The following is a 13,941-nucleotide window of genomic DNA, read 5'->3' as shown; positions in this document are numbered from 1 at the left end:
TTAGTTCTTGGCTTTTTCTATATTAGTGTCGATATATCCATAGTGAAATTTAGTATTTTTACGCGTTAAGCGAATAAAGTCAAATTTTTCAAAAATATCATCTTTAAAGTGAGCTTTTACTATAACTTTCTTTTTTGCGACACGTTTGGCTTCAGTCAAAAAATCAGCGGTAGGAAAATCTTGATTTGCCAGTGTTTCAATGCCAGCTAAGTTTTTTGATTCTTCTATATTATGAGAGAACATAGGATCAAAATAAACTATATCGAAAGAATTATCAGGACAGTTTTTTAAAAATTTAACACTATCAATATTATGCGTGATTATTCTTCTCATAGAGGAGTTTATTTTTTCATCATGAGAAATGTAATTTTTCAGACCATTGCTTACGATTAAATAAATAATTTTATTCTTTTCAAGAGCCGTAACTTTGTGCTCATAGTAACTAAGAATAATACTATCGCCAGCAAGCCCCATCGTACAATCCAAAATGTTTTGCTTTTCACTACCTATTATTTCTATCAAAGGTTCGTTATCATTATTTTTTATCTTCAAAGCACTAGTATCTAAATGGAAGAAAAGTTCTTTATCACCTTCAAAATAACTAAGTTTAGTTTTATAAACGACTACGACACCATCTGCTTGTATTAACATTTGCTTAATTGTCCTTTTGTTACGAGGGATGTAATTAAAATTAAGAAATTTTGCAATATTATGAGCTCTTTCATTAAGTTCATTATTTGTTTTTACACTAGTAGTTACTACTATGCTTTTCATTAATAACAATAATCCTTTCTTCTGTAATAATTAAATCGACATTTTTATCATGTTTTTCTTTAGGAATTTCTTCTTGAAGTAGTTTCTCAAAAGATAAACCAATGCTAGTTTTATATTTATTTTCATTGAAATATTTATCGTAATATCCTTTACCGTATCCTAGACGATAGCCGTTTTTATCAAAAACAATTGATGGTGTAATAACAAGATCTATCCCCTCGGTATAGAAGTCATTTTGTATAGGTTCGAGAACATTGAAATGACCTGCAGAGAGGCCAGCCCAATTTTTAATTTTTACCAGTTTCATAACGCCGTTTACTATTTTAGGTACAAAAATTTCTTTACTCTTTATATATTTTTTAATAAGATATTCTGTTTGAATTTCACTTCCAAAACCAATATAAATAAATATTTTTTGCGAATTTTTAAAAATATCACTTTCTTCTAATGTTTTGAATATTTTTTCTGTTGCTTGAATTTGGTATGTTGTATCAAGATTATTTCTAATATGTAGAAACTTCTTTCTAAGAGTATGTTTCATAGCAATCACCTCGTGGTAATTATACCATGAATAAAGATATTTATAAATAACTTGAAATGTATGGTTCTATGTGGTACACTTAAAGTGTAAGAAGTGTATGGCGAGAAACAATACACTTAGGATTTTTATAACTGGAAGGAGGTAAATTATGTTTAAATTAGATAGTAGTTCGCAGAAGCCTTTATACAAACAGGTTGTAGATGAAACAAAAAAATTAATAACAAAAGGAATGTTAAAAGAAAATGATAAAATGCCATCAATTCGAGAATTTGCAAAGATTTTAAATGTTAATATTAGTACGGTTCAGAAGGCGTATCAGGAGTTAGAAAAAGAAAAAATAATAGTAACGATTGTAGGACGTGGTACGTTTATAACAGAAAATTTGGATGCCATAAAACCTAATTATGAGCTAATAGATACTTTATTAGAAGAATTGGTGAGAGAGGCAAAAATTTGTGGAATTACAAAAGAAGATTTGATAAAAAAAATAGATGAAGTATTTATGGAGAAATAAATATGGAAAAAGTTAGTGAGAAAAAATTAGAAACAATTTTGGAAAAAATATTATTAGAATGGCGTTTTATTGGATTATCAAAAGAAAAATTGGAAGAAAAAGTTATATCAAGGTATAAGGAGGTTGAAAGCTATGAAGTTAGAAATAAAAAATCTGAGTAAAAAATTTGAAAAGAAAGAAGTTTTGAATAATATTAATTTAGAAGTTGAAAGTGGAGAAGTTGTTTCTTTAGTAGGAAGAAATGGTAGCGGTAAAACAACACTTCTAAAATTAATAACTGGAATTTATCAGTTGGATATAGGAGAAATTACTATAGATGCTGTTAACATAGAACAAAATAATTTGAAAAGTAATATAATTTATATTCCTGATAAGTTCGATTATTTTAAATATACAAAGATAAAAAATATTATAAAATATTACGAGCTAGCTTACGAGAATTTTGACAAAGATTATTTTGAAAAAGAGTTGGTAAAAAATAAGATCTCTCTAAATAAAAAAATAACAGAGTTGTCAAAAGGTCAGACGGTAATTTTTGGAGTGATTTTAGGTTTAGCCTGTAGAACAAACTTTTTACTATTAGACGAGCCATTAGACGGAATAGATATAATAAATATAAAACTTATTATTAATTATATTATAGAAGCTCAAGATAGCGGTGTTGGAATACTGGTAAGTAGCCATCAATTAGATTATTTAGAAAATATTAGCGATAAGATTATATACATAGATACAACAGGTAAATATGGTAAAGAGGTTGATAAGATGGAATATAGCAAATATCAACTGGTGTATGAAGATAAGATTCCAGATGAGTTTGCTAATTTAGATAGTGTGAGAATAGTAAGTAATATAGGTAGAGTTTATATAGTATTAGTGCGCGGTAGCTTTGAAGAAACTAGAGATTTAATACAAGAAAGCGCACCATTACAATGTGATGAACTGCCGGTTCTTTTAGAAGATATATTTATTATAAATAATAAAGGAGGAGCAGAAAATGATTAGAGATATTTTGAAAATCATACGAATTTATGTGAAGAAATATTTTATTGCTATAATTATTTTATTACTAGGATTTACACTTTTCACAACGTTGACAGCATCTAAGCAGTTGAATGGACTTAAACGTGAGATTGCTAGTTACGAATTTGAAAAAAATATCGGGGTTGAGGCTCGCGAAAAAGTTAGTGAACTGAACAATAAAGAGAAAAAAAATCAACAATATCAAAAGATAGATATAGAGAAACATAACTATATAAATAGTTACAATGGGAAAATTTCAAAAGAAAGTTATGATTATCTTTTGCATAGATATGCTGTAGGTGCATATTTAACAGAATATCCTATAAGTGGGCTTATAACTTTTTACACCCCACAGGGTGATTTAAATTACACCTATGGAGAGTATCACGAGGAATATAAAAGGTATCTAACAAAAGAAGAGTTAGAATATACAGGTAAGTATCATGAATTTTTGGCTGAACAACCAGAAAGTGAAAAGCATGTGAAGCTTCGAGAGGAGTTAAATAAAATTTATCCACCAGTTATAAATTATAATCACATAAAAATCTTTGACTTTGCAAAAGAGAATTTAGGGAAAGATAAATTAGAAATTAAAGAAACTCTTTATACAATAGATACAAATATAGGGTACTATATACTAATTACCTTGATTGCACTATTAATATTTGGGACGGAGTACCATACAAGTTTTGGTAAATTTGTTTCGAGTTTGCCATTTAAAAAAGAGAGGGTATATTTCGCAAAACTTATCTTAAGTTTACTAATATTACTAGTTGCTTCAATATTGGTAGGCATAGTGAATATATTTATTGTAAAAGCAAGTGTAGTAGGGGATATTTATAATATTAGTAATGCTTTTAGTGCATATTCAAAAACATTTTATTTAGGAATAGGGTTAATCCTACTAGGTGCAATCTTTGCTAGTTTTTGTGGCAGTGTAGTGAGTATGGGAGCTTTATACATTCCAGTTCTAACATCGTATGGCTATTTGCTAGGTTTTATGGAATTGGTAATGAGAGCGTTAGGAAAAGAGAGATGGTTGGAAAATCCTGCTGCATTTAATCCAAGATATATGCCGATATTCTACTATTTCAAATATGAGCAACCAGGCTATATATGCTTATGGTTAGGGGTGTTGACGGTACTTGCAATAATTATGAGTAAAGTATACAAAAGACATAATGTTGAAAGAGAAGGGATATTTTTCTCTATTGCTAAGGTAGAAATTTTAGGATATCTAATTTTATTAATAGGTGTAATAGCATTTGGTTTAATAATTCTTTTCAAAACATTCAGAATGAATGGTTTATTATCACTAGCAATATGCCTAACGTTAGTTCCATATATTCTTTGGAAAGTTAGTCGTTTTTTCATAAGAATTTAAAAAAAATAAGATCATAGAAGAAATGATGATTATATCGATAAAGTATAATCATCATTTTTTATATAAAAGTTAATAGTATAATTTCTGAAAAAGAAATTAAATTCTTAAATTATAGAAGAGTATTGTAAGAACAAATATAGGTTTTCGTTGAAAATTTAATTATATTATAATATGAAAAAATATTGATTAATGTTTAGAAATTTTATTTTCTAGTATGTACAAGTATAATCTAAATTTTAAGATACAGTGAGTATAGCATTAATATAAAGTAAATAGCTTGAAAAGTTTTTTATTTCATAGCTTTATAACAAGTAAAAGAAAATACAAGAAATTTTGAAATAGAGACAAAAATACAAGTGTGTACATATTTGATAAAATAAAAAATAATTATTTATTATTTAATGGAAATAATAGTATAAGTATGATATAATATAAAAGAAAATTTATAAGAAAGGAATCTTCTACAAATAATGACAAATTCAGATGAAAACAAAGAACTATTAAGAGATGAAGAAGTAACAAATAAGGGTGCAAAATCAGAAGATTATGCGACACTGTTGAGTAAAATAAGAAAACAAGTAGATATAGAAGGTGAATCTACTCTTACAAGAAAGTATCATGAAGAATCGAATACGAATTCTGTGGAGATAAACGAAGAGTCAGAAAAACCTCAAGAAAATCATTATGAAGAAACAGTGGTTTTAGATCGTAATGAATTAAAACAAGCTTTAATAAAACAAGAAGTTAAAGATGAAATTCTTCCTGAAAAAAAGGAAGATAAGAAAAAACCTGTTTTAGAAGTGTTAGGCTTAAAAAAACGTATAGGATTAAAGACAATTGTTGAAGATATTAGCTTCGATATGCATGAAGGTGAAATTATAGGACTTCTTGGACCTAATGGAAGTGGGAAAACAACAATAATGCGAATGTTAGTTGGATTAACAAAAACAACTAAAGGAGAAGTTTATTGTTTTGAAAAACCACTTGGATTAGGAAAAGTAAAAATGCTTAAAGAAGTAGGTGCTATGATAGAAACTCCTGAATTTTATAACTATATGTCAGGATGGTCAAATCTAAAACAAATGGCACGCGTATGTGGTAAAAAAGTAAGTCGTGCTCGTATGAAGGAACTGGTAGAATTTGTTGGATTAAGCAAAGTTATTAGAAAAAAAGTAAAAACTTATTCATTAGGTATGCGTCAACGTTTAGGTCTAGCTCAAGCTTTATTAAATGATCCGAAAATACTTATATTAGATGAACCGGTAAATGGTTTAGACCCACAAGGTGTTCAAGACTTCCGTAATAAGCTAAAAGAAATAGCTTCAACAGGGGTATCAATTTTAATTTCTTCTCATTTACTAGATGAAATTGAGAAGGTAAGTGATAGAGTTATAGTTATTGAAAAAGGTCGTATTATCGCTGATGATAAATTAGATAGACTTGTGGCAGATGAAACAATAAAAACTTTAATCTCAACATATGATGTAGAAAAAGCAGAGGTATTAATCCGTGAACTTGGTATTCACTATGAATTAACAAAAGAAGGATTTATTTTTGAAAATATTTCTAGAGAAGATAAAGCTAGAGTAATTACATATTTAGTAACCAACAATGTGGAATTAGATTCTGTTCGAGAACTAACTACGTCGTTAGAGGATCGTTTCCTACAAATTACAGGGGGGGAGAATAAGTAATGAAACTATTATTTAATGAATTTATAAAAGATTATAAAAAGAAAACAACTTGGATATATATGCTTATTATGTTTGTGATAATAGGAGCGTATGGATATTTTCAAAAATCAAGTGCTGGGGATAATTTTAACTCAGCACAAATAATGATTAGTATAACTAAAGTAGCGGCATCAATAGGTGGTGTATTTACACTTATAATGCTTGCTAATAACCTATCTCAAGAGTATTCTAAAGGAACTGTTAAATTTTTATATACACGACCAAAATCACGTTCGGCTATATTAACAGCGAAAATAGCTTTAGGGTTTGTTAACTATATTATTTTCTTTGTTTTAGGAACAATTTTCGATTTTCTTTCAAAATACTATATATTTTTCAACAAAAAAATAGGTCTGAACTTATTAGATAGAACGCTAGAAGAAGGATATTTTGGAAGAACAGTAGCAAAACAACTTATAATCACAAGCCTAGCAGAACTTACTACGATGATATTCTTTATCTCTATGGTGGTTTTACTTTGTGTAGTATTTAAAACACAAATTCTTTCACTTGTATTAGTTATGGTGAGTTTATTAGGAATGAGTATTATTCAAGCTATTACTGCTTGGGCGGTAACAAAATGGACTTGGGCGAAATATCATATGTTTGATGTTCCACTATTTAGTTCTTATTATGACAATGAAGCAAGTCGTGGTGTAGTTAAAGAAATCTTTAAATTTGACAATGCTAATGCATTAATTATTATGCTAGTAGCGTACAGCACAGTGTTTTTCGTAATTTCATATATTATTAATGCAAGAAGAGATATTACTATAGACTAAAAATTTAGCCATTTGTAAGAGGAGGTAGGCGAGATGAAAAGTTCGCTAAAAAAAATTGAGCGTATTAAAGATATATTAGACTTAAATGGTAGTGTTTTAACATACAAATATAGTGATGAAGATATTCGTCTAAACCTAGGAGAAGAACAATTAAGTAGTATTTTCAGCAGATTTTTAAAAAGAAATTTACCAAAAATTAAAGATGGACTACATAAGGGGAAGCTAGTTAAATGTCAAAGTGGTCTTGGTATTTCATGTTTATTTATTCCGAGTGATAATGATGAAGAATTTTACTTGATCACACCATTTCTAGAATATCTTATCCCAACTAAGTTATTTCAAGAATCACTTACTAAATACGGAGCGAGCATTAGCGAATTAATCTGTGATGTATATTTTTCATTACCAATTACACCAAGAAAGAAATTTAACTATTTGGTAGAATTATTGGTGGAAGATGAAAATGTAGACTTTTTAGACGCTATTGTTTTAGTAGAAGATTCAAGTGTGAAAAATGTTCGTAGAACATCATCAAGAAAAAATAATTATCTAAATAGCATTTTAGAGAGTGAAGTTAAATTTAAACGCGAAATTCTTGAAGCGGTTGTTGATGGGAATATTTCTCGTGTAAATATGTTGTTTGACCTTCGCCAAAGAAACCATGGTGTAGAAGAAGATAACGTAGAACAAGGAGTTAATGTTCAACGTAGAAAATCTTATAATATGAATGATTTGCTACGATATGCTCTTGAACAACATAGTGAAGATTATCTAGGCGTAGAAGAACTTTGGGTTAAAATTAAAAACAAACTAGATAACTATGATTTATCAGAAGATGTAATTAGAAGTTATTGTCTTTTAGTAGATAGAAATAAATATAAAGATAAACAAGCTGTTGTACGTAACTGTATAGCTTATATTAATGACCGTATTTCAGAAAAAATCAGTTTGGATAATGTTAGTGACTACTTAGGAGTAAATAAAAGTTATCTTTCTTCGATTTTTAACAAAGATATGGGGATTAGTATTGTAGATTATATTCATGATAAACGTATTTCTAATGCATGTTATTTACTTGCTAATACTGATTTCTCTATCTCTGAAGTTGCAGATTATATCGGTTACTTCGATACAAGTTACTTTATCAGAATTTTTAAAACATTAGTTAAAGTGACACCTCTTAAATATAGAGAATCACTTTCTAAAGCTAGAAAATAGAATATAAGAAATAAGGCTGAATATTTTCAGCTTTATTTTTTTAGAACTATTGATATTTAGAAGCTTATAATATAGAAATTACTCCAAATTTCATACAAATAAAAGTGAGAGAAAAATATTTTATTAACACTAAATATTTCTTGGGAAATATGATATAATAAAGTGACTTTTAAATTTTAGGAGATAAACGATGATTTTTGCATTAGATGTAGGGAATACAAATATTGTCCTTGGAGTTTTTGGAAGTGATTATAAACAACTTTGTTCATGGCGTATCGCAACGGATAATACAAAGACAGAGGATGAACTATATGTTATTATTAGAAACTTTTTCGTAGATAAAAATATTAAGTTTGAGGACTTTGATGGAGTAGTTATCTCAAGTGTTGTTCCAAAAATGATGTTTGCTTTAGAGTTGTTAAGTAAAAAATATTTCAAAAAAGAACCGATTATAGTTTCTGCTGGTATTAAAACAGGAATAAAAGTTCCAGCACCTTACAGCAGTAAGCTAGGAGCAGATAGGGTTGTTGATATAGTTGGAGCAAAGGTTAGTGGTTATTTACCAGCTATTATTGTTGATTTAGGAACAGCGACAACTTTCGATTGTGTCGATGAAGAGATGAATTATCGTGGCGGAATAATATGTCCTGGGATGAACATAAGTGCAGAAGCTCTCTATTCTCGTGCGGCGAAGCTGCCTCGTATAGAACTAGAGGCTGTATCTACATCGTTAGGAATGGATACGACAAGTCAAATGCAAGCAGGCTTCTTCTATGGTTTTTTAGGGCAATTTGAAAATATTATAACTCACTTAAAAAAAGATTTAGGGGGAGATTATAAAGTAGTTTTAACAGGTGGTTTGTCGAAGTTTATTGCGAAATATAGCTCATCAGTTGATATTGTAGATGAAGAGTTAACACTAAAAGGAATAATAGAACTTTACAAGATGAATAAAGGAAAGTAGGTTAAAATAACTTAGAAAGGTATGTCATTAGGTCATACCTTTTTGAAATTATTAAACGTAGAAAATTTTAAATGCAAAGCTATTAGATTAATATTAAATAAGGCATCTATTACATATTGAAGAGATTTAGTTAAATAAGAAATGGGATTTTTTCACAAACATTTCTTCTTGATAGACAATTTAATTTATTCCCTGTATAATAAAAAATCGTAAGTGACTAATAATTAGAAAATTATTTAGAAAGGATTTTTATTTTGATGAAAGATTATTTAATTAGAGGGTTGGCCTTTAATGATGAGATTAGATTTTTTGTAACAAAGACAACAGATTTAGTAGAAGAAATTAGAAAACGTCATGATGCTTATCCTACAGCTATTGCAGCTACGGGGCGTGTTGCAACTGTGACAACTATGATGGGAGCAATGCTGAAAAGTGGTGATAGAATAGATGTAGCAGTTCGCGGAGATGGGCCAATAGGAACAATATACGCTTCATCAGATGAGCTTGGAGAAACAACGGCATATGCTAAAAATATGCAAGTTCATATTCCAAGTAATTCCCAAGGGAAACTAGATGTAAAAGGTGTAGTAGGCGGTGGAAATATTACCGTAGTACGTGACTTAGGCTTAAATGAAAAATATACAACAACTTCTCCGATAGTTTCAGGAGAAATCGCTGAAGACTTTACATATTATTTTGCAGCAAGTGAGCAAGTTCCATCAGCAGTATCATTGGGAGTTCTTGTTGATACTGATAATTCAGTTATAGCTGCGGGAGGTTTTATTCTTCAAGTATTACCACAAGCAACTGATGCAACAATAACGAAGTTAGAAAAAGTAATCTCTAATATAAAACCTATATCTACACTTATTCATGAAGGAAAGACTCCAGAAGAAATTGCGGATATTTTGTTTGAAGGGGAAGAGAATTATCGTATTTTACGTAAAAATGATGTTGTCTTTAAATGCACATGTTCAAAAGAACGTTATGCAGACGCTTTGGTTACGTTAGGTCGTGAAGAGTTAGAGAGTCTTTCTCAAGAAGAGTCTACTGAATTAGTCTGTGCATTTTGTAAGGAAAAATATCATTTTACAAAAGAAGAAATAACAGAGTTATTAGAAAACTTAAAGTAAAATTATGAATAAAAGAGTTAGATAAATGACATTTTATCTAACTCTTGAATTTTTATAAAAAGTTTGGTATCATAAGTAAAATTACTTAAATTATATCAAGGAGATATTATGGAACTGCTAAGAGAAATGATTGTCACTGATGGTAAAGTTTATGACAATAATGTATTAAAGGTTGATTCGTTTTTAAACCATCAAATAGATGCTAGTTTAATGATGAAAATGGCAGAATCTTTTTATGAGTATTTTGGAAAAGAAAAAATAACGAAGATTCTTACAATAGAAGCAAGTGGTATCGCCCCTGCGATTCTAGTTGCACATTTTTTTAAAGTGCCAATGGTTTTTGCTAAGAAAAGTAAGCCGGCAACTTTGAAAAATAATGATATTTATACCGCAGAAGTACATAGTTATACAAAAAATGTAACTAATACAATAGTAGTTTCAGAAAAATTCATAAATAAAGAGGATAATGTTCTTATAATTGATGATTTCTTGGCGAATGGTCAAGCGACTCTTGGTCTTATGGAAATAGTTGAAAAAGCAGGTGCGAATACTGTTGGAGTTGGTATCTTAGTTGAGAAAAGTTTCCAAAATGGTCGTAAATTATTAGAACAAAAAAATGTGAATATTTGTTCTTTATGCAGAATTGCCTCTCTTGAAAATAATGAAGTGAAGTTTAATGTAGCAGATGATGAAATAAAGAAAGGATAAGAAGATAATGTGGGAAAATAAATTTCAAAAAGAAGGTTTAACATTTGATGATGTACTATTAGTGCCAGCTAAAAGTGATATATTACCTAAAAAAGTTGATTTAAAAGTTAACTTAACAGACAAGATTAAATTATCTATTCCAGTAATTTCAGCAGCGATGGATACAGTTACTGAATACAAAATGGCGATTGCTATGGCTCGTGAAGGTGGAATAGGTGTAATCCATAAAAATATGTCTATCGAAGAGCAAGCAGAGCAAGTAAGAAAAGTTAAACGTTCAGAAAGTGGGGTTATCACAGATCCTTTCTTCCTAACTCCAGATAGTTTAGTAGACGAAGCTGAAAGCTTAATGCAACAATATAAAATCTCAGGAGTACCAATTGTAAATAATACAGACGATATGAAAGTTGTAGGTATTATAACTAATCGTGATATGAGATTTTTAACTGATTTTGATATTAAAATTAGTGAAGTTATGACGAAAGAACATTTGGTTACAGCGCCAGCTAATACTACTTTGGAAGAAGCAAGTGTAATTTTACGTGGCCATAAAATTGAAAAATTAATTTTAACTGATGAAGCAGGAAAACTTACTGGGCTAATTACTATTAAAGATATTGAAAAATTAGCAAAATATCCTAATTCGGCAAAAGACGAAAAAGGTAGATTATTGGTAGCAGCATCAGTAGGAATTACTAATGATACAGTAGATCGTGTAGAAGCTTTAGTGGAAGCTGGAGTTGATGCTATCGTCGTTGATACTGCTCACGGACATTCTAAAGGAGTGTTAGATGCAGTTAAGGCTTTAAGAACAAATTATCCAGAATTAGATATTATCGCAGGTAATGTTGCGACTGGAGAAGCTGCTCGTGATTTATTTAACGCTGGAGCAGATGTAGTTAAGGTTGGTATTGGGCCGGGATCTATCTGTACAACACGTGTTGTTGCAGGTGTAGGTGTACCACAAATCACAGCAATTTATGATTGTGCAACTGTAGCTCGAGAACTTGGAAAAACTATTATTGCTGATGGTGGTATTAAATATACAGGTGATGTAGTAAAAGCAATTGCAGCTGGAGGACATGCAGTAATGTTAGGTTCTATGCTTGCAGGATGTGAAGAATCTCCAGGTGAGTTAGAAATTTTCCAAGGAAGAACATTTAAAGCATATCGTGGCATGGGATCAATCTCAGCGATGGAAAAAGGTTCTAAAGATAGATACTTCCAAGAAGATGGTAAGAAATTAGTTCCAGAAGGAATCGAAGGACGTACCCCATATAAAGGTGCTGTAGCAGAAACTATTTACCAAATTATCGGTGGTCTTCGTGCGGGAATGGGTTATACTGGTTCAAGAAATCTACACGCACTTCGTGAAGATGCGCAATTTGTACGTATGACAGGTGCTGGACTTATCGAATCTCATCCACATGATGTTCAAATCACAAAAGAAAGTCCAAACTACTCTAAATAATAAATAAACTATAATGAAGATAGAAGTTAATTAAAATTTCTATCTTTATTTTTTAAATAATAAACCTAGAATAAAGAATTAGACTTTATTCTAGGTTTATTGTTTTAGTTTAGAAAAATTGTGCTAGACATACGATTGCAATAATAATTGGTAAGATGTAACGAAGTAAGAATAACCATACTTTGAAGAAACCTAAACTTACTCTGTTATCTTCTTTAACATGAAGTTCACGCATCGCTACTTTTCTGTCTAATACATAACCTGTAAAAATTGATAAGAATAGGCAACCAAGTGGCATTAGGATATTTGATACTAAAAAGTCCATAGAATCGAAGAATGTTTTACCAAAGAATAGTGTGTTGGCAAGTGTTCCATATGAAAGTGCAGATGGGATACCGAAAACAAATGTAAGTATACCAATAATAACACTCCATTTAGTACGATTAGTATTTTTTTGATCTGTAAGATTTCCTACATTGATTTCTAACATAACAACTGATGAAGTAATAGTTGCAAATAAGAATAATATTAAGAATAAAATATAGAAAATTTTACCAAAAGCCATATTGTTGAATAATTGTGGTAGAACGATGAATAATAAACTTGGGCCACCTTCAGATTCCATGCCGAATGAGCTCATAGCTGGGAAAATAGCAAGCCCCGCCATAATAGAAACAGCAATATTCATTATAACTACTGAAACTCCAGATTGAACCATGTTAACTTGTTTATTTAAGTACGATGCATAAGTTAGCATAGCTGTAACTCCGATAGATAGTGCAAAGAACGATTGCCCTAATGCGAATAATAATCCTGAGGTAGTAATTTTAGAAAAGTCTGGTTTTAGGAAGTAAGTTACTCCGGCCATAGAATTTGGTAATGTTAATGATCTTGTTATAATAATTAGGAAGATAATGAATAACATCGGCATCATAATTTTTGATGCGCGTTCAATTCCTTTTTGGACACCACGAGATACAATTAAGACATTTAATAGAATAAACATCGCCTGAGCTCCTAAAGCAATCCATGGATTAGAGATGATAGTACTAAAAAGTGCAACATAATCGCTAGTAGAATAAATGCCCAAAGCGTCTGCTATTGAAATACCAAGATAAACTAGTATCCAGCCACCAATTACGCTATAGAAAGATAATAGTACAAATAATGCGAATGCACCAATAATTCCGAAGATATTATATTTTTTATTTTTCCCTAGTTTTCCAAAAGTTTTAACTGCTGAAACTGCTGCACCACGTCCAAGGACGAACTCTGCTAATAAAAGTGGAAGACCTATTAAAAGTGTGAAAATAAGGAAAACTAATAAAAAACTTCCTCCACCATTGGCAGCAGTCATGTATGGGAATTTCCAAACTGCCCCAAGACCTATTGCTGAACCTGCAGAAGCAAGTATGAATCCTATTTTAGACCCCCATTGAGATTTTTCTGACATAAAATTTTCCTCCTAACATAATACATTATTAATACAAAAAGCTATTCAGTAAAAACTAAATAGCCTTAATAAAAATATATAATATTACTCAAAAGCCATTCAGTTTATACCAATGGCTGCAAACAAAACTTAACTAGCCATTGTAGATGACGGTGTCGGTGCACTTACATCTACAATTAACATAGACATAAGTGCTTCTAAAATGGCACGAAAAAGTATTCTTTTTTAGTTAAGTCTAAAATT

At 30.1% G+C, this 13,941-nt stretch carries 14 protein-coding genes; 11 read left to right on the top strand and 3 right to left on the bottom strand.

Features of this window, described 5'->3' with window-relative positions:
- On the bottom strand, positions 1-774 hold the full coding sequence (locus DQN46_RS07265) for a class I SAM-dependent methyltransferase (RefSeq protein WP_111743545.1): 774 nt from the start codon (positions 772-774) through the stop codon (positions 1-3).
- A complete protein-coding gene (locus DQN46_RS07260) occupies positions 749-1,315 on the bottom strand; it encodes a 5-formyltetrahydrofolate cyclo-ligase (RefSeq protein WP_111743544.1) in 567 nt (188 codons plus the stop codon). Before DQN46_RS07260 ends, DQN46_RS07265 begins: the two co-directional genes overlap by 26 nt.
- Positions 1,316-1,463: 148 nt before the next feature.
- On the opposite strand from DQN46_RS07260, the gene DQN46_RS07255 reads away from it, so the two are divergent.
- The 11 genes from DQN46_RS07255 (at position 1,464) to guaB (ending at position 12,245) form a co-directional block, all read left to right on the top strand.
- A complete protein-coding gene (locus DQN46_RS07255) occupies positions 1,464-1,829 on the top strand; it encodes a GntR family transcriptional regulator (protein ID WP_004633454.1) in 366 nt (121 codons plus the stop codon).
- A gap of 2 nt (positions 1,830-1,831) precedes the next feature.
- The gene (locus DQN46_RS08580) at positions 1,832-1,990 is read left to right on the top strand and encodes a hypothetical protein (RefSeq protein WP_004633453.1); all 159 of its coding nucleotides are present in this window, start codon (positions 1,832-1,834) and stop codon (positions 1,988-1,990) included.
- Positions 1,962-2,834: an ATP-binding cassette domain-containing protein gene (locus tag DQN46_RS07250; RefSeq protein WP_111743543.1), complete on the top strand. Its 873-nt coding sequence runs from the start codon at positions 1,962-1,964 to the stop codon at positions 2,832-2,834. Before DQN46_RS08580 ends, DQN46_RS07250 begins: the two co-directional genes overlap by 29 nt.
- Complete coding sequence (locus tag DQN46_RS07245) at positions 2,827-4,236, top strand: hypothetical protein (protein WP_111743542.1); 1,410 nt, start codon at positions 2,827-2,829, stop codon at positions 4,234-4,236. Before DQN46_RS07250 ends, DQN46_RS07245 begins: the two co-directional genes overlap by 8 nt.
- A 470-nt stretch (positions 4,237-4,706) precedes the next feature.
- Positions 4,707-5,930 (top strand): ABC transporter ATP-binding protein, encoded by a 1,224-nt coding sequence (locus DQN46_RS07240; RefSeq protein WP_111743541.1) that lies wholly within the window; start codon positions 4,707-4,709, stop codon positions 5,928-5,930.
- Positions 5,930-6,751 (top strand): ABC transporter permease, encoded by an 822-nt coding sequence (locus tag DQN46_RS07235; RefSeq protein ID WP_111743540.1) that lies wholly within the window; start codon positions 5,930-5,932, stop codon positions 6,749-6,751. The genes DQN46_RS07240 and DQN46_RS07235 overlap by 1 nt, the downstream gene beginning before the upstream one ends.
- A gap of 33 nt (positions 6,752-6,784) precedes the next feature.
- Positions 6,785-7,969, top strand: coding sequence for a helix-turn-helix transcriptional regulator (locus DQN46_RS07230; protein WP_004633444.1), 1,185 nt, complete (start codon positions 6,785-6,787; stop codon positions 7,967-7,969).
- A gap of 190 nt (positions 7,970-8,159) precedes the next feature.
- Positions 8,160-8,933 carry a type III pantothenate kinase gene (locus DQN46_RS07225; protein WP_111743539.1) on the top strand — a complete coding sequence of 258 codons (774 nt, stop codon included), beginning with the start codon at positions 8,160-8,162 and terminating at the stop codon, positions 8,931-8,933.
- A 257-nt stretch (positions 8,934-9,190) separates the two neighbouring features.
- Entirely contained in the window at positions 9,191-10,066 is an 876-nt protein-coding gene (hslO, locus tag DQN46_RS07220) for an Hsp33 family molecular chaperone HslO (RefSeq protein WP_111743538.1), read from the top strand.
- A gap of 108 nt (positions 10,067-10,174) precedes the next feature.
- A complete protein-coding gene (locus DQN46_RS07215) occupies positions 10,175-10,774 on the top strand; it encodes a xanthine phosphoribosyltransferase (RefSeq protein ID WP_111743537.1) in 600 nt (199 codons plus the stop codon).
- Positions 10,775-10,781: 7 nt separating this feature from the next.
- Positions 10,782-12,245 (top strand): IMP dehydrogenase, encoded by a 1,464-nt coding sequence (guaB, locus tag DQN46_RS07210; RefSeq protein WP_111743536.1) that lies wholly within the window; start codon positions 10,782-10,784, stop codon positions 12,243-12,245.
- A 109-nt stretch (positions 12,246-12,354) separates the two neighbouring features.
- Here guaB and DQN46_RS07205 read toward each other — a convergent pair whose 3' ends face one another.
- Positions 12,355-13,698, bottom strand: a complete 1,344-nt coding sequence (locus DQN46_RS07205; RefSeq protein ID WP_111743535.1) for a sodium-dependent transporter — start codon at positions 13,696-13,698, stop codon at positions 12,355-12,357.
- Positions 13,699-13,941 lie beyond the last annotated feature (243 nt).

Origin of the sequence: Gemella morbillorum, from assembly GCF_900476045.1 — a bacterium.
Taxonomy (GTDB): Bacteria; Bacillota; Bacilli; order Staphylococcales; family Gemellaceae; genus Gemella; species Gemella morbillorum.
Note: the sequence above shows the minus strand (reverse complement) of the source record. Positions and strands in the feature narration are given on the sequence as shown.

Excerpts from the sequence above, each read along its gene's own strand:
- DQN46_RS07265 (WP_111743545.1), bottom strand. The coding sequence starts at position 774 with ATGAAAAGCATAGTAGTAACTACTAGTGTAAAAACAAATAATGAACTT.
- DQN46_RS07260 (WP_111743544.1), bottom strand. The coding sequence starts at position 1,315 with ATGAAACATACTCTTAGAAAGAAGTTTCTACATATTAGAAATAATCTT.
- DQN46_RS07255 (WP_004633454.1), top strand. The coding sequence starts at position 1,464 with ATGTTTAAATTAGATAGTAGTTCGCAGAAGCCTTTATACAAACAGGTT.
- DQN46_RS08580 (WP_004633453.1), top strand. The coding sequence starts at position 1,832 with ATGGAAAAAGTTAGTGAGAAAAAATTAGAAACAATTTTGGAAAAAATA.
- DQN46_RS07250 (WP_111743543.1), top strand. The coding sequence starts at position 1,962 with ATGAAGTTAGAAATAAAAAATCTGAGTAAAAAATTTGAAAAGAAAGAA.
- DQN46_RS07245 (WP_111743542.1), top strand. The coding sequence starts at position 2,827 with ATGATTAGAGATATTTTGAAAATCATACGAATTTATGTGAAGAAATAT.
- DQN46_RS07240 (WP_111743541.1), top strand. The coding sequence starts at position 4,707 with ATGACAAATTCAGATGAAAACAAAGAACTATTAAGAGATGAAGAAGTA.
- DQN46_RS07235 (WP_111743540.1), top strand. The coding sequence starts at position 5,930 with ATGAAACTATTATTTAATGAATTTATAAAAGATTATAAAAAGAAAACA.
- DQN46_RS07230 (WP_004633444.1), top strand. The coding sequence starts at position 6,785 with ATGAAAAGTTCGCTAAAAAAAATTGAGCGTATTAAAGATATATTAGAC.
- DQN46_RS07225 (WP_111743539.1), top strand. The coding sequence starts at position 8,160 with ATGATTTTTGCATTAGATGTAGGGAATACAAATATTGTCCTTGGAGTT.
- hslO (WP_111743538.1), top strand. The coding sequence starts at position 9,191 with ATGAAAGATTATTTAATTAGAGGGTTGGCCTTTAATGATGAGATTAGA.
- DQN46_RS07215 (WP_111743537.1), top strand. The coding sequence starts at position 10,175 with ATGGAACTGCTAAGAGAAATGATTGTCACTGATGGTAAAGTTTATGAC.
- guaB (WP_111743536.1), top strand. The coding sequence starts at position 10,782 with ATGTGGGAAAATAAATTTCAAAAAGAAGGTTTAACATTTGATGATGTA.
- DQN46_RS07205 (WP_111743535.1), bottom strand. The coding sequence starts at position 13,698 with ATGTCAGAAAAATCTCAATGGGGGTCTAAAATAGGATTCATACTTGCT.